16 protein-coding genes are annotated in these 17,953 nt (G+C 68.5%); 5 read left to right on the top strand and 11 right to left on the bottom strand.

Annotated elements, in window-relative coordinates; translation table 11 throughout:
* Window positions 1–101: 101 nt before the first annotated feature.
* From BLR51_RS13350 to BLR51_RS13325, 6 genes are all read right to left on the bottom strand, one after another.
* The gene (locus BLR51_RS13350) at window positions 102–575 is read right to left on the bottom strand and encodes an Hsp20 family protein (protein ID WP_089847721.1); all 474 of its coding nucleotides are present in this window, start codon (window positions 573–575) and stop codon (window positions 102–104) included.
* Window positions 576–713: 138 nt separating this feature from the next.
* Complete coding sequence (locus tag BLR51_RS13345) at window positions 714–1,529, bottom strand: trypsin-like serine peptidase (protein ID WP_242656728.1); 816 nt, start codon at window positions 1,527–1,529, stop codon at window positions 714–716.
* 5 nt (window positions 1,530–1,534) lie between these two features.
* Entirely contained in the window at window positions 1,535–2,314 is a 780-nt protein-coding gene (locus tag BLR51_RS13340) for a trypsin-like serine peptidase (RefSeq protein WP_230795131.1), read from the bottom strand.
* Between the two features lie 71 nt (window positions 2,315–2,385).
* On the bottom strand, window positions 2,386–3,675 hold the full coding sequence (gene glcF, locus BLR51_RS13335; protein ID WP_089847719.1) for a glycolate oxidase subunit GlcF: 1,290 nt from the start codon (window positions 3,673–3,675) through the stop codon (window positions 2,386–2,388).
* A 10-nt stretch (window positions 3,676–3,685) separates the two neighbouring features.
* The gene (locus BLR51_RS13330; protein WP_089847717.1) at window positions 3,686–4,780 is read right to left on the bottom strand and encodes an FAD-binding protein; all 1,095 of its coding nucleotides are present in this window, start codon (window positions 4,778–4,780) and stop codon (window positions 3,686–3,688) included.
* A gap of 54 nt (window positions 4,781–4,834) precedes the next feature.
* Window positions 4,835–6,283 (bottom strand): FAD-linked oxidase C-terminal domain-containing protein, encoded by a 1,449-nt coding sequence (locus BLR51_RS13325; RefSeq protein WP_089847714.1) that lies wholly within the window; start codon window positions 6,281–6,283, stop codon window positions 4,835–4,837.
* Between the two features lie 118 nt (window positions 6,284–6,401).
* On the opposite strand from BLR51_RS13325, the gene BLR51_RS13320 reads away from it, so the two are divergent.
* Window positions 6,402–6,812 (top strand): CopD family protein, encoded by a 411-nt coding sequence (locus BLR51_RS13320; RefSeq protein ID WP_089847712.1) that lies wholly within the window; start codon window positions 6,402–6,404, stop codon window positions 6,810–6,812.
* A 9-nt stretch (window positions 6,813–6,821) separates the two neighbouring features.
* Window positions 6,822–7,526 carry a DUF599 domain-containing protein gene (locus tag BLR51_RS13315; protein ID WP_089847710.1) on the top strand — a complete coding sequence of 235 codons (705 nt, stop codon included), beginning with the start codon at window positions 6,822–6,824 and terminating at the stop codon, window positions 7,524–7,526.
* Here BLR51_RS13315 and BLR51_RS13310 read toward each other — a convergent pair.
* Genes BLR51_RS13310 through BLR51_RS13295 form a run of 4 tightly spaced genes read right to left on the bottom strand, consistent with a single transcriptional unit; the run spans window position 7,523 to window position 14,215 of the window.
* The gene (locus BLR51_RS13310; protein ID WP_089847708.1) at window positions 7,523–9,580 is read right to left on the bottom strand and encodes a glutamine amidotransferase; all 2,058 of its coding nucleotides are present in this window, start codon (window positions 9,578–9,580) and stop codon (window positions 7,523–7,525) included. The genes BLR51_RS13315 and BLR51_RS13310 overlap by 4 nt on opposite strands.
* Window positions 9,577–12,342, bottom strand: a complete 2,766-nt coding sequence (locus BLR51_RS13305) for a DUF4159 domain-containing protein (protein ID WP_089847706.1) — start codon at window positions 12,340–12,342, stop codon at window positions 9,577–9,579. Before BLR51_RS13305 ends, BLR51_RS13310 begins: the two co-directional genes overlap by 4 nt.
* A complete protein-coding gene (locus tag BLR51_RS13300) occupies window positions 12,339–13,217 on the bottom strand; it encodes a DUF58 domain-containing protein (protein ID WP_089847704.1) in 879 nt (292 codons plus the stop codon). The genes BLR51_RS13305 and BLR51_RS13300 overlap by 4 nt, the downstream gene beginning before the upstream one ends.
* Window positions 13,214–14,215 (bottom strand): AAA family ATPase, encoded by a 1,002-nt coding sequence (locus BLR51_RS13295; RefSeq protein WP_089847702.1) that lies wholly within the window; start codon window positions 14,213–14,215, stop codon window positions 13,214–13,216. Before BLR51_RS13295 ends, BLR51_RS13300 begins: the two co-directional genes overlap by 4 nt.
* A gap of 68 nt (window positions 14,216–14,283) precedes the next feature.
* On the opposite strand from BLR51_RS13295, the gene BLR51_RS13290 reads away from it, so the two are divergent.
* Entirely contained in the window at window positions 14,284–14,874 is a 591-nt protein-coding gene (locus BLR51_RS13290) for a DUF1285 domain-containing protein (RefSeq protein WP_089847700.1), read from the top strand.
* A gap of 6 nt (window positions 14,875–14,880) precedes the next feature.
* On the opposite strand, the gene BLR51_RS13285 is transcribed toward BLR51_RS13290, so the two are convergent.
* Window positions 14,881–15,699: a sulfotransferase family protein gene (locus BLR51_RS13285; RefSeq protein WP_089847698.1), complete on the bottom strand. Its 819-nt coding sequence runs from the start codon at window positions 15,697–15,699 to the stop codon at window positions 14,881–14,883.
* A 141-nt stretch (window positions 15,700–15,840) separates the two neighbouring features.
* Here BLR51_RS13285 and BLR51_RS13280 point away from each other — a divergent pair, with 141 nt between their 5' ends.
* Window positions 15,841–17,418 (top strand): DUF5928 domain-containing protein, encoded by a 1,578-nt coding sequence (locus BLR51_RS13280; protein ID WP_089847696.1) that lies wholly within the window; start codon window positions 15,841–15,843, stop codon window positions 17,416–17,418.
* Window positions 17,419–17,427: 9 nt separating this feature from the next.
* Window positions 17,428–17,796, top strand: a complete 369-nt coding sequence (locus BLR51_RS13275; protein WP_089847694.1) for an HIT domain-containing protein — start codon at window positions 17,428–17,430, stop codon at window positions 17,794–17,796.
* Window positions 17,797–17,953 lie beyond the last annotated feature (157 nt).

The following is a 17,953-nucleotide window of genomic DNA, read 5'->3' as shown; positions in this document are numbered from 1 at the left end:
CGCTGACGTAACGTCCGCATGATGTCTTCATGACAGACGCATGACAGCAAAAAGCCCCGGCGTTTCCGCCGGGGCCAGCCTGTGCCAAAGGGCGCGCGGGATCAGTTCACCGTCTGCGCGTCCAGCAGGTCTTTCTGCGTCTGCACGTCATCGGCGCGGGCGATGGCGATGCGCCGGGGCTTCAGCGCCTCGGGGATCTCGCGCTTTAGGTCGATATGCAGCATGCCGTTTTCGTGGCTGGCGCCCGTCACGCGCACATGATCGGCCAGCGTGAAGCGGCGTTCAAAGGCGCGGGTGGCGATGCCGCGATGCAGGAAGCTGCGGCCTTCGTCAGCCTCGGACTTGCGGGCCGACACGACAAGCGCGTGCTCTTTCACCTCGACCGACAGATCGGCCTCGGCAAAACCTGCCACGGCGATGGAGATGCGGTAGGCATCATCGGCGGTCTTTTCGATGTTGTAGGGGGGATAGCTGGGCTGGGCCACGTCGCTGGCCAGCACCCGGTCCATCAGGTCGGCGATCTGGTCAAAGCCGACGGTTGCGCGATAAAGCGGCGCAAGATCGAAGTGTCGCATGGGAATCCTCCGTAAAGCGATACCGTAATTGCGGCGCCTTCCCTTGGGGGACAGGCGTCTAGATCACCGGAGCCCTGTCGCAGGCACCCCGGTGCAGTTTAGGTGGGAAGCCGCCCCGCCCCTGTCAAGAACCCCGCCTCAGGGCTGCGGCACCCGCACGAACCGCGCCGCCATGCCGCCGCGCCCGTCACCCACGCTGACGCGGCGCACCCCTGCGCTGACCGGGGTCTGGGCCTCTGTCCCGCGCAGCCGCGCCGACAGATCCGCCACCAGCGCGGGCAGGCTTGGCCCCATCGCATGCCCCGTGCCCTGCCCCGGATCGCTCGCCACCGAGATCACCGACAGGATGCGCAGCCGCCCCGCCTCCCGCACGAAAACCGGCGCCCCCGACGACCCCCAAGTCACGCTGCAGTCGAATTCCAGAATCCCGCCCGCATACCGGCCCGTCATGGCGCAGGCGGGCTGACGCGACAGCACCTCCTCGCGCCCGCGACCATAGGACAGCAGGCTGACCGCAGTGCCTTCGGGGGGCGTGTCATGGATGCGGAACGGATCGGCCTCGGCCACGCTGACCGGCGCCTCCAGCTTCAGCAGCGCCACGTCATGGGCGATGGCCTCCGCCCCCAGCCTCTGCCCCGGCTGCTGCACGTAGCCGGAGGGCGCCACCCAGTGCCGCACCCGCTGCGCCACGATCTGCGTGCCGCGGTGATAGCCCGCGCGGAACACCATGCCTGCGGCGGGCAGCGGCGCGCCGGTGGTGCGGTCATGCACGCAATGTGCGGCGGTCAGCACCACATCCCGCGCGATCAGCGCGCCGGTGCAGAAGCCGCCGGGCAGATCAAGCCGCCCCACCGCCTCCCAGCCCAAGAGATCGCCGCGCTGGTCCAGCACGTCCAGCCGCGCGCCCTGCGCCATGGCCGCGCCGCCCGCAACCGCCAGCAGCAGCGCCGCCACATATGTCAGGGCCGCACGAATTTTGCCCCCGTCTCCCGCCGGTTTCCGGCGACCAGCGGGCGGAACACCGGCGTCTCGGCGGCGATGGCCTCGCGCAGCGGCACCAGCGCCGCCGCCACGGGCGCGCCCAGCGACACCGGCCTGCCCCCGGCCTCGGCCTTGGCGGAAATGATCGACACGATGCGCGGCTGCCCCCCGGCAAAGGAAAACACCGGCGCGCCGGAACTGCCGAAATCCACCGAACAGGACAGCACCAGCATGTCCTGCTGCCGGTCCATCACATCGCACATCTCCTGCAGCGAGGGTGCCTCGGACCGGTCCCGGGCATAGGACACCACGCCCAGCTCGTCGCCATGATCGGGCATCGGCCCCAGCGCAAAAGGGGTGATCGTGGTGTTGCGCACCGCATGCTGCAGCCGCAGCAGCGCCACGTCCTGCCGCACCCGCTCCGGCCCGGCGGGGGCTGTAAAATCATAGCCCGGCAGCGGCACCGCGCTGCGCACCCGGCGGTAGGCCGCCGCCCGCCCGTTGCGCCAGCCCGCCAGAAACTGGATCTCCGACACCGGCACCCGCGCGCCGCTTTCCGCGTCAAACAGGCAATGCGCGGCGGTCAGCACCAGATCCGGCGCGATCAGCGCGCCGGTGCAGAAGGCCTTGCCGCCAATCTCGATCCGGCCAACCGCTTCCCAGCCGCGCCCGTCCTCCCGGCTCGACATGGAAAACAGCCCGCTGTCCTGCGCCCCTGCGGACGCAGCCAGCAGACACAGCACCAGCGCGGCGAGCATCTTCACAGGGGATAGTCTCCTTTGTCTTGCGTGCAGACTGCCACCCTGATTTGTCGAAAATTGGGCACGGATCAGAGATCGGCCAGCGCGGGCGGCACCGGCCCGCCGGTCGCCCAGTCCAGCAGCTGCACCGTATGCACCACCGGCACGCCGGTGCCCGACCCGATCTGCATCATGCAGCCGATATTGCCCGCCGCGATCACCTGCGGCGCCTTCGCCTCCAGCGTCGCGACCTTGCGCCGCCTCAGCTCGCCGGAAATCTCGGGCTGCATCAGGTTGTAGGTGCCCGCGCTGCCGCAGCACAGATGCGGATCGGCGGGCTCCACCACCTCGAAACCGGCACGTTTCAGCAGATCCTTGGGCGCGGTCTTCACCTTCTGCCCGTGCTGCAGCGAACAGGCCGCGTGATAGGCCACGCGCAGCCCCTTCGGCGCGCCTTCGGGCAGGCCCAGCTTCACCAGCAGTTCCGACACGTCCAGCGCCCGGGCCGAGATTTCCGCCGCCTCCGCCGCCAGCGGCCCGCTGCGGAACATATGGCCGTAATCCTTGACCGTGGTGCCGCAGCCAGAGGTGTTGATGACGATGGCCTCCAGCCCCTCGCCCCGGATTTCGGCCATCCACGCGTGGATGTTCGCCGCTGCCGAGCCATGCGCCTCGGCCTCGCGGCCCATGTGATGGGTCAACGCCCCGCAGCAGCCCGCGCCCTTGGCCACCACCACCTCGCAGCCCAGCCGGGTCAGCAGCCGGATCGTGGCATCGTTGATGTCGGTATCAAGCGCCTTCTGCGCGCAGCCGGTCATCAGCGCGACGCGCATCCGCCGCGGCCCCACGGGGGCAAAGCTCTGCGGATCGTCATTGCGGCTGACCGGCGGAATCCGCGCGGGCACCATGTCCAGCATCGCGCGCAGCCGCGCATCGGGCATTAGCCCGCGCAGGGGCCGCCCCAGCTTCGCCGCCGCCAGCGCCAGCCGGAAGCGCATCGGATGGGGCAGGATCCGCGCCAGCAGCCAGCGCAGCGCCCGGTCCGGCCACGGCCTGCGATAGCGTTCCTCGATATAGGCGCGGGCATGGTCCACCAGATGCATGTAATGCACCCCCGACGGACAGGTGGTCATGCAGGCCAGACAGGACAGGCAGCGGTCGATATGGGTGACGGTCTTTTCATCCGGCACCCGCTCGTTTTCCAGCATGTCCTTGATCAGGTAGATGCGCCCGCGCGGGCTGTCCAGCTCGTCGCCCAGCACCTGATAGGTGGGACAGGTGGCGGTGCAAAATCCGCAATGCACGCAGGACCGCAGGATCTGGTTGGCCCGCGCCGTGCCCGGATCGGCAAGCTGCGCCTCGGTGAACTTGGTCTGCATCGGCGCTCCTTCAGGATGTCATCAGGCCGGGATTTAGGATGCCGCGCGGATCGAACCGCTGCCGCAGCCCGGCGGACAGCGCCGCCACCGGCGCCGGTTCGGGATGAAAGGCGGCACAGCCTGCGCCCCGCAGCAGCGTGGCATGGCCGCGGAACACCCCCAGCCGGGCGCGCGCATCCACGCCCTCGGGCAGCAGCGCCCAGACGAGCCCGCCGCCCCAGTCGTAAAGCAGCGCCTCCGCCCCCAGCCGCGCGGCCAGCGCCGGCGCCTCCGAGGGCGTGACCGACAGCCGCCAGACCGCCCCCGCCCGCCCGTGAAACGGCGCCACGTCGCGCAGGCCGGGCCACGGCCCTTCGCCCTCGACCACCTCCGCCGCAACATCGGCAAAAAGCCCGCGCAGCCGCTCCATGCGATAGGCCACCGAGCGCGCGAAGCCTTCGATGCGCAGATAGCTGCGCGGCCCGTCCCCGGCCCCCGGATCATGCGCCGCCCCGGTCACCTCATAGGGCGAGCCCAGCCCCCGCGCCAGCGCCGCCACCGCAGCCCGGTCGTCAAGCCCGTGCAGCACCAGCGTGGCACTGACCTCGGGGCGCGGCAGCACCTTCAGACTGACCTCGCTCAGGACGCCCAAGGTGCCGCAGGCGCCCGCCATCAGCTTGACCAGATCATAGCCGGTGACGTTCTTCATCACCCGCCCGCCATTGCGCACCACCTGCCCGCGGCCATCGACAAAGCGCACCCCCAGCAGGAAATCCCGGCAGGCCCCCGCCGCGATCCGCCGCGGGCCCGAAGCATTGGCCGCCACCACGCCGCCCAGCGTGCTATCGCCGCTGCGTCCCAGCAGCCCGCGCAGATCCGGCGGCTCGAAGGCCAGCCGCTGCCCCTCCGCCGCCAGCGCCGCCTCCACCTCGGCCAGAGGCGTGCCCGCCCGCGCCACCAGCGTCAGCGCCCCCGGCTCATAAAGCGTGATGCCCGCAAGCCCGCCGGTCTCCAGCACGGTGCCCGCAACCGCGCCCACCCCGCGTGTGCCGCCGCCCCGGATCAGAAGCGGCCCCTCGGCCCCGGCAATCTCTGCGGCCAGCTCGGCCTCGCTCTCAGGTCTCATGGCTCTTCTTCTTGGTTCAAATATCCCGGGGGTGCGGGGGCAGCGCCCCCGCTCTCACTCCGCCGCCAGCGCCACGCTCCGGCGCGGCTCCGACACGTCCAGCGGAAACACCTTGGCGGGGTTCAGCAGCCAGCGCGGATCGAACACGTCCTTCACCGCCATCTGCGCCTCCAGATCGGCGGGGGCATATTGCACGCTCATCAGGTCGCGCTTTTCGATGCCCACGCCATGCTCGCCGGTCAGGCAGCCGCCCACCTCGACACAGAGCTTCAGGATCTCCGCCCCGAACGCCTCGCACAGTTCCAGCTGGCCGGGCGTATTGGCGTCGAACAGGATCAGCGGATGCATGTTGCCATCCCCCGCATGGAACACGTTCGCCACCTTCAGCCCGAACTCTTCGGACAGGCCCGCGATGCGGCGCAGCACCTCCGGCAGCGCGGTCACCGGGATGGTGCCGTCAAGGCACATGTAATCGTTGATCTGCCCCATGGCGCCAAAGGCCGATTTGCGGCCCAGCCAGATGCGCCCGGCCTCGTCGGCATCGCGCGCCTCGCGCAGCTCCACCGGGTCATGCCGCCGCGCGATGGCAAGGATCAGCGCCAGCTGCTCGTCGATCTCGTCGGGCGACCCTTCGACCTCGACGATCAGCAGCGCCTCGCACATCGGGTATCCGGCATGGGCAAAGGCTTCGCAGGCCTCGATGCAGGGGCGGTCCATGAATTCGATGGCGACCGGCAGCACCCCCGCCTTGATGATGTCGGACACGCAGGCCCCGGCCACCTCGTTGCTGTCAAACCCCATCAGCACCGGGCGCGCGCCTTCGGGCTTGCGCAGGATGCGCAGGCTCGCCTCGGTCACCACGCCCAGCTGGCCTTCGGATCCGCAGATCACCCCCAGCAGATCCAGCCCCGGCGCGTCCAGATGCGCGCCGCCCAGCTCCACCACGGTGCCATCCATCAGCACGAGGGTCACGCCCAGCAGGTTGTTGGTGGTCACGCCATATTTCAGGCAATGCGCGCCCCCCGAATTCATCGCGATATTGCCCGCGATGGCACAGGCCAGCTGCGAGGACGGATCGGGTGCATAGAAAAAATCCTCCTCCGCCACGGCGCCGCTGACCGACAGGTTGGTGCGCCCGGTCTGCACCCGGATCACCCGGTTGGTGTAATCGGTCTCCAGCACCTCGGTCATGCGGGCCACGCCAAGGATCACCGCATCCGCCGTGGGCAGCGCCCCCCCGGCAAGCGAGGTGCCGGATCCGCGCGGCACCACCGGCACGCCCTCTTCGTGGCAGATCCGCAGCACGGCCGACACGTCCTCGGTGGAACCGGGCAGCACCACGCAGAGCGGCGGACAGCGATAGGCGGTCAGCGCGTCGCATTCATAGGCCCGCGTCTCGGCAAGCTCGGAGATCACCGCAGTCTCGGGCAGGACGGTGCGAAGTCGCGCCACGATCTGGGCCTTGCGGGCAAGGATGCGGGCGTCGGGGGCTGGCATCTGCATGGGCGTCACTCCTGAATTGGTAAAGTCATATAACCAATTTGCCGGTAAAGCCAAGCAGAATTGCCGCAGCCTTCTGCCCGGTCTTGCGCGGCGTCCCGGAATGATAACAGGTAAGCGCATGGACTGGCTCAAGATCATTCACCTGCTTGCCGTGATGGGATGGATGACCTCCATCTTCGCGGTGCCCCGCGCGCTGATCTACTGGAAGCGCGAACATGCCCGGCTGGGCGATTTCGGCCCTCTGGGCGACCTGACCATCCGGCTTTACCGCTTTTCGGCGGGGCTGGGGGTGATCGCGCTGATCACCGGCATCTGGCTGGGCTGGATCTGGGGCTTTCCGGCATGGCTGCATCTGAAGATCGGGCTCGTGCTGCTGCTGGTCGTGCATTACGTCTGGACCGGGCGCATGGTGCTGCTGGCCAAGCGCGGCATCTTTCGCGAAAGCGACATGTTCCTGCGCATCTTCAATGAAATCAGCGTGTTTGTGGTGATCGCGGTGCTTTGGGCCGTGGTCGTCAAACCGTTCTGACCGGGGGGCATGGGCATGCTGGATCCGCTGGACTATTTCAGCCCTCTGGATCTGGGGGCGGTGGCGCTGCTGCTCGCCGCGTGGCTGCTGACCTCCTTCGCCATCGAAAACGCGCCAAAGCGCCGCCCCTCGGTGTCGGTGCTGATGGCGCGCTACCGCCGGATCTGGATGCGGCAGTTCGTCCGGCGCGATCCGCGCATCTTCGATTCGCAGATCGTCGGCTCGCTGCGGCAGAGCACGGCATTTTTCGCCTCCACCTCGATGATCGCCATCGGCGGGATCTTTGCCCTGCTGGGCAATCCCGAACGGCTGCGCGGCGTGGCCGAGGATCTGTCGCCCGGCACTGATCCGGTGCTGGTCTGGGAGGCGAAGCTGCTGCTGATCCTGCTGTTCGCCGCCAATGCCTTTCTGAAATTTGTCTGGTCCAACCGGCTTTTCGGCTACTGCTCGGTGATGATGGGGGCGGTGCCCAATGATACCAGCCCGCTGGCCTTTGCCCGCGCCGCCAAGGCGGCGGAGCTGAACATCCTCGCCGCGCGCAGCTACAATCGCGGGCTGCGCTCGGTCTATTTCGGCATCGGATCCACCGCGTGGCTTCTGGGTACGGTGCCGCTGCTGATCGCCACACTGATCAGCAGCGCGGTGATCCTGCGGCGCGAATTCACCTCGCGCTCGCGCGAGGCGCTGCTGGCGGTGGAGCCGGAGGGCGATTAAGCCCGCCGTCCTTCGCGGCGTCCCTCGCGCAGCCACGCCCCCACGATGAAGCCCGCCGCCAGCAGCAGCACCAGCCATGGCGGCAGCAGCGGCAGACGCGTCACGTCCATTGTTTCATAGGCTTCGCGCGGGGTGATCCCCAGCCAGCCCCGGCCTGCGGCGGGGCGGCCCGCCCCCACGGCGCGGATGGTGGGCAGCCCTTCCTCGATCCGGGCGGTGCCGCCGCGCATGCTGTCCAGCACCGGCTCCAGCGCTTCGGCGCTGGCGATGGTCTGTTCGAATTCGCGGGGGGCGGCGGGGCCAAGCCCGATCACCGTCTCCTGCTCGCCCTCGGTCAGCCGGTAAAGCCCGATCTCGGGGCCCTGATAGGTCGCCTCGAACCGGCCCGGCGCCACTTCGGACAGGGTCACCGTCTCTTCGGTGCCGTCGGGGCGGGTCACGGTGACCTCTCCCACACCCTCTTCCAGCGTGCGGCGGATGATGCGCATGCTCTGGCCGGTGGCTTCGGCCCAAAGCGCCTCTTCCTCCAGCTCCGGTTCCTTCATCATCCAGTGCGCCAGCCGCCGCAGCAGTTCCAGCTGCGGCCCGCCGCCTTCGAACCCGCGCGACCACAGCCATGCCTGATCCGAGGCCAGAAGCGCGACGCGCCCCTCGCCCACGCGGTCCAGCACCAGCAGCGGGCGGTCTTCTGGGCCCGCCATCACCACCTCGGCGCTGTCGCGCGGCGTCACCTCGATCTGGCGCATCCAGCGGCCCCAGCTGTCGGCGCCGGTCAGCCCCGCCGTCACCGGATGACGCTCGCCCAGTTCGGTGACCTGCGGGCGGAAGCCTTCGCCCAGCACCCGCGCGGTGGGTTCGGCAGGCAGCACCTCGCCCAAGGGCGAGCGGAACAGACTGTCCGCCGAGGCAAAATCCGGCCCCGCCGCCACCAGCACCGCGCCGCCGGTTTCGACATAGTTGCGCACGTTGTCCAGATAGATGGCGGGCAGGATGCCGCGCCGCTTGTAGCGGTCAAAGATGATGAGGTCGAAATCCTCGATCTTTTCCAGAAACAGCTCGCGCGTGGGGAAGGCGATCAGCGACAGTTCGGTGACCGGCACGCCATCCTGTTTCTCCGGCGGGCGCAGGATGGTGAAATGCACCAGATCCACGGAACTGTCGGATTTCAGCAGGTTGCGCCATGTGCGGCTGCCCGCATGTGGCTCGCCCGACACCAGCAGCACGCGCAGCCGGTCGCGCACGCCGTTGATCTGCACCAGCGCGGTGTTGTTGCGGTCGGTCAGTTCGCCCTCGGCGTTGGGGGTGGTGAACTGGATCACGTTCAGCCCGCCATGCGGCAGGGTCACGGGCAGATCCACATCCTGCCCCACCGGCACCGTCACCTGCTGCGGCGCCCCGCCATCGACCGAGATCTGCAGCGCCGTTTCGGTGGCGCCGGGGGCGGCGCCCTCGTCCTCGATCCGCAGGGTCAGGGTCACCGGCTCGCCCAGAATGGCAAAAGCGGGGGCGTTGCGCACGATCAGGCGGCGGTCCCAGTCGGTGTCGCGCCCCGACAGCAGCAGATGCAGGGGCGCGGGCAGATCGGGCGCACGGTCCAGATCGTGCAGCCGCCCGTCGGACAGCAGGAAGATGCCCGCGATGCGGCCCCGCGGCTCTTCGGCCAGCGCCTCGGTCAGGGCGGTCATCAGCAGGGTGCCGCTGTCACCCTCGCCGTCGCCCACCTCGATGCGGCGGACCTCGGTGTTGGGGCGGGCGGCCAGCCGCGCCTCCATCGTCTCGGCGGCGGCGGCGGTGGTGTCCATGCGGTCGCCCAGATCCTGCGAGGCGCTCTGATCCACCAGCATCAGCACGATGTCCGACAGGGCCGCGCGATCCTCTTCCTGAAACGACGGCTGCGCCAGGGCCGCGACCAGCACCACGGCAGCGGCAAAGCGCAGCGCCCAGCCGGGCAGGCCCCGCCACAGCGCCAGCGCGACACCAGCGGCGGCAAGCGCCCCCAGCACCGCGATCAGCGGCCAAGGCAGCAGCGGGTCAAACACGATCTGTCCGGTCATTGGCCCAACCTGTCAAGCAGCGCAGGCACATGGACCTGATCGGATTTATAGTTCCCGGTCAGCACATGCATGACCAGATTGACCCCGAAACGATAGGCGATCTCGCGCTGGCGTTCCCCGGCAAAGCCCGAGCCGATGCGCACCATGGGCGCGCCATTCTCCTCGACCGCCCATGCGGAGGCCCAGTCATTGCCGCCGATCACCACCGGCGTCACGTTGTCGTTGAGGTTGCGGAACGGCATTCCTTCGATCAGTTCGGCATCGGGGGGCGCCGCCTCGACCCAGACATCGCGGCTGTTGTAGCGACCGGGGAAATCCTGCAGCAGGTAGAAGGTGCGGGTCAGGACGTGATCCTGCGGCACCGGCTCCAGCGGCGGAATATCCAGCGGCGCGGCCAGTTCGCGCAGCTTGCGCCCTTCGGGGCTGGCGGCGCCAAATCCCGCCACATCGGCATCGCGGGTGTCGAACAGGATCATCCCGCCCGAACGCAGATATTCGTTGAGCTTGGCATAGGCTTCGGCAGAAGGCTGCGGCTGCGACGGCGTGACCGGCCAGTACAGCAGCGGGAAAAACGCCAGTTCGTCGCGTTCCAGATCCACCCCCATCGGCTCGGCAGGCTCGACCGAGGTGCGGAAGAACAGCGTCTGCGTCAGCCCGCGCAGCCCCGCGCCCGCCACCTCGTCAAGGCGCGCATCGCCGGTCAGCACATGGGCCAGCGTCACCTCGGCTGTGGCGGCCCGGGCGAAATCATCCGCTGCGGTCTCCTGCGCGCGGCCCTGCACCGGCGCCACGGCCAGCGCCAGCAGCAGCACCATTGCCGCGCGTGCCCCGCGCAGCCGCCCCGACAGCGCGAGCGAGGCCACCACATCGGCCAGCAGCAGCGCGATGGCCAGCGCCAGCAGCCAACCCGAAAGCGGCGTTTCCTGCGGGCGCGACAGGCCTTCGACGGGAACGGAGTCGGGCCACATCATGGGCTCCAATACGGTTTCTTGGGTGACGACATTGCGGGCAAGGCTGCGATCCTCGCCCTGATAAAGACCGGGGCGCAGATCCGGCCCCAGCGCTGCGGCCAGCAGATCCTCGCCCGCGACTCCGGGCAGCGTGCCCGCATCGCCCACCGCGCCAAAGGCATCCAGCACCCGGACCGGCTGCCAGACCGTGCCCGCCAGATCCTCGGGCGCGGGGGTGGCGGGCATGGCCGAAATCGCCAGCCGTTCCAGCATCTGCACGAACAGCCCCGACAGCGGCAGGGTCGACCATTCGGCATTCGCGGTGACATGGACCAGCACCACCTGCCCCTGCCCCACCCGCTTGCGCGTGACCAAGGGCGTGCCGTCGGTCAGCTGCGCGATGACGCGCGAGGCCAGCGTGGGATCGGGCTGCGCCATGACCTGGCTGGTCACGGTCACATCTTCGGGGATGGCGAGCCCGGCAAAGGGGCTGTCTTCGGGGAAAGGCGCCAGCGTCTTGGGTTCGCCCCAGCTCATCGCCCCGCCGACGGACCGCCCGCCCGCGCGCAGCCGCACCGGCATCAGCGGATCCTCCGTCTCGCGCGACACGTCAGAACCGGCAAGCCGCGGCCCGGCAAAGCGCAGCAGCGTGCCGCCCTGATCCAGCCAGTCGGTGACGCCCTGCGCTTCGGCGGGCGACAGCGTGGCGACATCGGCGAGCACGATCACATCGGGATTGGCGGGCAGCACATCGCTCAGCGCGCCTTCGAGGATGTCGGCATCCGCCTCCAGCGCGCGGTGCAGGTAATGCAGCGGCGACAGCAGTTCCAGCCCCTCGCGGTTTTCCGACCCCGCGATCAGCGCCACCTCGCGGCGGCGCAGGCTGTCATCGGGCAGGGTCACGGCCCCGGCGCTGCGCGCGCCCTCCACCTCGAACCGGGTGATGCGGGCGCGCAGTTCGGCAGGCAGCGACAGATCCAGTTCGGCCTCGGTGGCATCCCCGGCAAAGGTCAGCGGCGCGCGCACCAGCACCGCCGGATTGCCCGCAGGATCAAGCCCGTGGCCAAGGATCTGCACCTCGGTCTCGGGCCCTGCCCGCAGGCGGCGCGCGGTCAGCCGCACATGGCCTTCCTCGAACCGGGCGGGATGCAGCGCATAAAGGCTGCGCGGGCTTTCGAACACCGTCAGATCGCCGCGCTGCTCCAGCGCCGCCAGCAGGGGGGCGCGGCTGTCACGGTCCAGCCCGTCGGACATCCAGTAGCTGTCAAAGCCGCTTTCGGGCAGCAGATCCAGCGCCGTGGCGATCTGCGGCTCATCCGGCTGCCACGGTTCGGGGCGCAGCCCGGTCAGGCGCGCGCGCAGCACGGCGGCCTGCTGGAACTGCACCGGTTCGGGCGCGGTCAGGCGCAGCAGCGCCACGGGGCGGCTTTCGCGTTCGGCGCGGGCCAGCAGCGATTCAAGCGCCATCTGTTCGGCGCGCCAGTCGCGCGCGCTGGCCCAGCTGGCATCCATCACCACCAGCAGCGGCCCGCTGCCCGCGACCTGCCCGTCCTCCTCGGGGTTCAGCACCGGCCCCGCCAGCCCGACAATCACCGCCGCCACCGCCAGCATCCGCAGCAGCAGCAGCCACCACGGCGTGCGGTCGGTGACCTGATCCTCGTCGCGCAGACCCAGAAGCAGCACCACGCCGGGAAACAGCCGCCGGATCGGCGCGGGCGGCACGGCGCGCAGGATCACCCACAGCACCGGCAGCACCAAGAGGCCCAGCAGCAGCCAAGGGGCGGTAAAGCCCAAGGGGCCCAGCAGCGTCATCCGTGGCCTCCGTCCATCGCGCGCCAGATCCACAGAAGGGCATTCTGCGCGCTGTCATTGGTGTGATGGCACAGATAGTGCCAGCCGGTCAGCCGCGACAGATGATCCAGCCGCGCCTTGCGGTCGGCCAGCCGGGCCAGATATTTCTCGCGCAGATCGCCCGCCTTCAGCGTTTCATGGGCAATGGTGCCGCCCACGCTCTGAAAGATGGTGCGCCCGGCGAAGGGAAAGTTTTCCTCGGCGGGATCCAGCACCTGCAGCAGCACGCCGCGCACGCCCCGGTCGGCGGCCTTGGTCAGCGCCGCCTCGATCGGGTCCAGATCGCCAAGGAAATCCGACACGAAAATGGCGCGGGCATGCGGGATCATGCCGCGCGCCTCGGGGGCGGAATAATCCGCCTCGCCCTCTTCGGCCAAGGCCTCGGCCAGCCGCAGGATCTGCACGTCGCCATTGCGGGGCGGCAGCGCCCAGCCCGTCAGGCCCACACGTTCGCCGCCGCGCACCAGCAGGATCGCCGCCGCAAGCGCCACCAGCCGGGCGCGATCCGCCTTGGAGGGCAGGTTGCGGTCGGAGGCGAAGCGCAGCGAGGCGCCGCCATCCACCCAAAGCTGCACGCTCTGCGCGATCTGCCATTCCCGTTCGCGCACGAACTGCTCATCCCCGCGCCCGGAGCGGCGCCAGTCGATGCTGCGCCATGTGTCGCCGGGGCGCAGCGGACGGTATTGCCAGAAATCATCGCCCAGACCCGCACGCCTGCGGCCATGTTCCCCCAGCAGAACGGTGCCCGCCAGCTGGTCGGCCCGGGCCAGCAGCGCGGGAAAGCGGCTGGCTTCTTCCTGCGCGTGCTGGCGAAGCTGGGCGATGTCGGACGTCAAGCCGCAGCCTCGGCGCGGGTCAGATCCGCAGTCACCTCGTCGATGAGCCTGCCAAGGCTTTCGCCACGCGCCCGTGCCGAGAAGGTCAGCGCCATGCGGTGCACCAGCACCGGGCGCGCCATGTCCAGCACATCCTCGGGCGCGGGCGCCAGACGGCCCTGCAGCAGCGCACGGGCCCGCACGGTCAGCATCAGCGCCTGCGCCGCGCGCGGCCCCGGCCCCCAAGCGACGGTGTCGCGCACACGCGCCCCTGCAGATGCATCGCCGGGACGGAAGGCGCGCACCAGATCAAGGATCATCTCCACCACCGCGTCACCCACCGGCATCCGCCGCAGCAGATGCTGCGCCGCGCGCAGGGTTTCGGCATCAAAGACGCGCGGCGCCTCGGCCTCTTCAACGCCGGTGGTCGCCAGCAGGATGTCGCGTTCGGTCTTGCGGTCGGGATAGGCCACGTCGATCTGCACAAGGAACCGGTCCAGCTGCGCCTCTGGCAGCGGATAGGTGCCTTCCTGTTCGATGGGGTTCTGGGTGGCCAGCACATGGAAGGGCAGATCCAGCTTGCGGGTCTGGCCACCGATGGTCACCGATTTCTCCTGCATCGCCTGCAGCAGCGCCGACTGGGTGCGCGGCGAGGCGCGGTTGATCTCGTCCGCCATCAGCAGCTGGCAGAAGATCGGACCGGGCAGGAACTTGAAGGCGCGAGAGCCGTCCGCCCCCGTTTCCAGCACCTCGGATCCCAGAATGTCGGCGGGCATCAGGTCCGGCGTGAACTGCACGCGGTTGCCATCCAGCCCCATGACGGTGGACAGCGTTTCCACCAGCCGCGTCTTGCCCAGACCGGGCAGGCCGATCAGCAGCGCATGACCCCCGCACAGCAGCGAGGCCAGCGTCAGATCCACCACGCGCTCCTGACCGATGAAGCGGCGCGTGATCGCGGACTTCGCTGCGGCAAGCTTGTCTTCCAGCGCCTCGATCTCGGCAACCAGGTCTTCGGCCATCTGGGACTCCCTTGCTTTCCCTGTTCGGTGGGCCAACTGTATCCCGGGCAAGGAAAATGGCAAAAGCAATGACGACACAAAACTTCGTGACGCCCTCGGCAGAGGGGATCGCCGCCGCCGCACGCGCCGCCGGAGGCAAGGGCCTGCCGCCCGTAGACCGCTGGAACCCGCCCTTTTGTGGTGATCTGGACATGCGGATCGCCCGCGACGGCACATGGTTCTACATGGGCAGCCCGATTGGCCGCCCCGAACTGGTCAGGCTGTTCTCCTCCATCCTGAAGAAGGAGGACGGTGCCTATTATCTGGTCACTCCGGTGGAAAAGGTCCGAATCACCGTCGAGGACGCGCCCTTCGTCGCCACCGATTTCGAAGCCGAACACAGCGGACGCGATCAGATCCTGACCTTTCAGACCCATGTGGGCGATTATGCCGTGGCGGGGCCGGACCATCCGATCCGCGTCACCCGCGATGCCGAAACCGGCGAGCCCGCGCCCTATATCCACATCCGCGCCGATCTGGAGGCGCTGATCGACCGCAAGAGCTTTTACCGGCTGGCCGAGCTTGGCGCGCATCATCCGCAGGACGGCGAAAGCTGGTTCGGCCTGTGGTCGGGCGGCGTGTTCTTTCCGATGATCCCCTCGGCCGACCTGCCGGACTAGGCGCGCTTAGTCCCCCAGCTTGGCGTGCACCTCGTCCAGATCAATCTCCGCCAGCGGCATCTTGTTGGCGGGGTTGTCGACATCGTAGCGGAACAGCTCGAAATCGCGTTTGTAGATTTCGTAGACCAGATGCATCGACAGGTCGTCGAAATAATCCTCGACCGGATGGGCGCGCCTGGGGCCGTGGCCTTCGCTTTCGTTGAACCGCGGCATGGTGGCCAGATCCACCGGATGCGGGGTCTGCACCTGATCCAGCACGCTCTGCATGCCTTCGCTGAACCGCTCGGTCCAGAAGATCCGATCGTAGCGCCCGCCATTGACGATGAAGGTCGACACATGGCCCGACATCGAGGACCAGTGGATGTCCGGCTCCATCGGGCGGCGCCAGCGCACCGTGTCGCGCACGAACAGCAGGAAGCGGCGGAAGCTGCGGATCTGGTCGAACTCCTCCGTGCCCTCCTCGCCGCCGACCTCGATGCCGTATTTCTGGATCAGCAGCGGCACCAGATTGCCGCGATAACGGCGGCCATTGCGCTGGATGCCGCAGATCTTGTCGAAAAACGACGACAGGACGCGGGCATAGGGGTTGCGCACGCAGGTAAAGGCATAGGACCGCCGCGCCGCCACATTGGCCGAGATCACCGGCTGGCTGTGCTCCTGCGCCCATTTGTGCAGGCCCTCGGTCGCATCGTGGATGTCGCCGTCATAGAACCGGCCATGATCCGACCGGAACATGATCTGCCCGATGGTGGAGCAGGCGCATTTCGGCACCACCCGATAGACCATGCTTTCGCTTTCGGTCATCCATGTGCCCGGAAAACCCATTCTATCCCGCCTCCATCCCCTGCCCCGCTTGTCGCGGCCCTGTCCGACATGCAAGAAACCAAATGAGCCGGGGTAGTTCAACGTCCGTCGCGCCGGAACCCGCGCGATCATCGGATCCAAAGGGGGCCCATCGTTTCCGGAATGGCGAAGATTGCCTTCATCCTGCTCTGTCACAGGGATCCGGACGCGGTCATCCGTCAGGCGACCAGCCTGACCGCCGCAGGCGATTGCATGGCGATCCATTTCGACGCGCGCGCCCCCAAGGCAGACTATGACCGCATCCGCAGCGCGCTGGCCGACAATCCCAGCGTGACCTTCACCAGGACGCGCATCCGCTGCGGCTGGGGCCAGTGGTCGCTGGTCAAGGCCACGCTGGCCGCCGCCCGCGCCGCGCTGGCGGCCTTTCCACGCGCGACCCATCTTTACATGCTGTCGGGCGACTGCATGGCCATCAAGCCTGCGGACTATGCCCATGCCTTCCTTGACCGGCACGACGCCGACTTTATCGAAAGCAGCGATTTCTTCACCTCCGGCTGGATCCGCACCGGCTGGGTCGAGGAACGGCTGACCTATCGCCACTGGTTCAACGAACGCACGCAGAAGACGCTGTTCTATGCCAGCTTCGCGCTGCAGAAACGGCTGGGCCTGACCCGCACCATCCCCCGCGATCTGGAAATGATGATCGGCTCGCAATGGTGGTGCCTGCGGCGCGGCACGGTGGAGGCGATCCTCGGCTTCTGCCGCAGCCGCCCCGACGTGATCCGCTTCTTCCGCAGCACATGGATCCCGGACGAGACGTTTTTCCAGACGCTGGTGCGCCATCTGGTCCCAGAGACAGAGATCGAAAGCCGCACGCTGACCTTTCTGCTCTTCACCGATTACGGCATGCCGGTGGTGTTCCATAACGACCAGTATGACCTGCTGCTGGCGCAGGATTACCTGTTCGCGCGCAAGATCAGCCCATATGCGCGGGATCTGCGGCGCAGGCTGGGGGTGCTTTACGCCTCCGAAGGCCTGCCGCTGCGGATCTCGGACGAGGGGCGGTCGCTGTTCCGCTTCCTCACCTCGCGCGGGCGCATCGGCCGCCGCTTCGCGCCCCGGATCTGGGAAGCCGAAAGCACGCTGGGCCATGACCGCAGCCTGCTGATCGTGGTCTGCCGCAAACGGCAGGTGGCGGACCGCCTGTTGCGCGCGGTGGCGGCGCAGACCGGCCTGCCCTGCATCGGCTATCTCTTCACCGACGAAAGCTGCGCCCTGCCCGATCTGGGCGGGCTGCAGTCCACGCTGGCCAAGCGGCACCGCCACCGGCGGGCGCTGCTGCGGATGCTCTTCGACTATTACGGCAGCGCCCGTCTGGTGATCTGCCTCGACCCCGCCAATCTTGACCTGATGCAGGATTTCTGCCGCGACAGCGCGCCCGCGCGGTTGCTGGAGATCGACTGCCGCCTCTCCGACAGCGACCTGATCCGCCACGCGACAGAGGCGGGGCTTGCCTCCGCGCAGACCCCGGCGGACCGTCTGGCCCAGCTGCTGCCCGCGCTGCGCAACGACATCCGGCATCAAAGCGACCAGATCCGCGAGGCCGGATTCGACCATCACCTGCTCCTGCGCGACACCGACCCGCCCGAGACGCAGGCCCGCGCCGTGGCGCAGTTCCTGTCGGTGTCCGACGACACCGCCCGGGCCATCACCCGGACCACCCCCCTGTTTGCAGACTGAGAGGACAGCATGCCCTATTCCTATGACGACCAGAACATCTTCGCCAAAATCCTGCGCGGCGAGATCCCCAATGACACGGTGCTGGAGACCGAGCACAGCCTCGCCTTCCGCGACATCCACCCGCAGGCGCCCACCCATGTGCTGGTGATCCCCAAGGGCGCCTATGTCTGCTACGACGATTTTGCGCAGAACGCCTCGGATGCCGAAATCCTCGATTACACCCGGGCGATCGGCGAGGTCTGCCGCCTGATGAAGGTCGAGGAAAACGGCTTCCGCCTCATCGCCAATGCCGGGACGGCGGGCGTGCAGGAGGTGCCGCATCTGCATGTCCATATTCTGGCCGGGCGCCCGCTGGGCCGCATGCTCGCCCCGGCCTGATCCCCGCGCCGCACAGCCCCCGGGCGGGCGAGACCCCCGCACCTTCTTCTTGGCAAAAATATCCCGGGGAGCGCGAGGGGCAGAGCCCCTCGCCCTTTCCAGTGCCGCGCCTCCGGCGCGAGGGGCAGAGCCACTCGCCCTTTCTTTATCCCCCGCC

The organism is Salipiger marinus, assembly GCF_900100085.1.
GTDB classification, from domain to species: domain Bacteria; phylum Pseudomonadota; class Alphaproteobacteria; order Rhodobacterales; family Rhodobacteraceae; genus Salipiger; species Salipiger marinus.
Note: the sequence above shows the minus strand (reverse complement) of the source record. Positions and strands in the feature narration are given on the sequence as shown.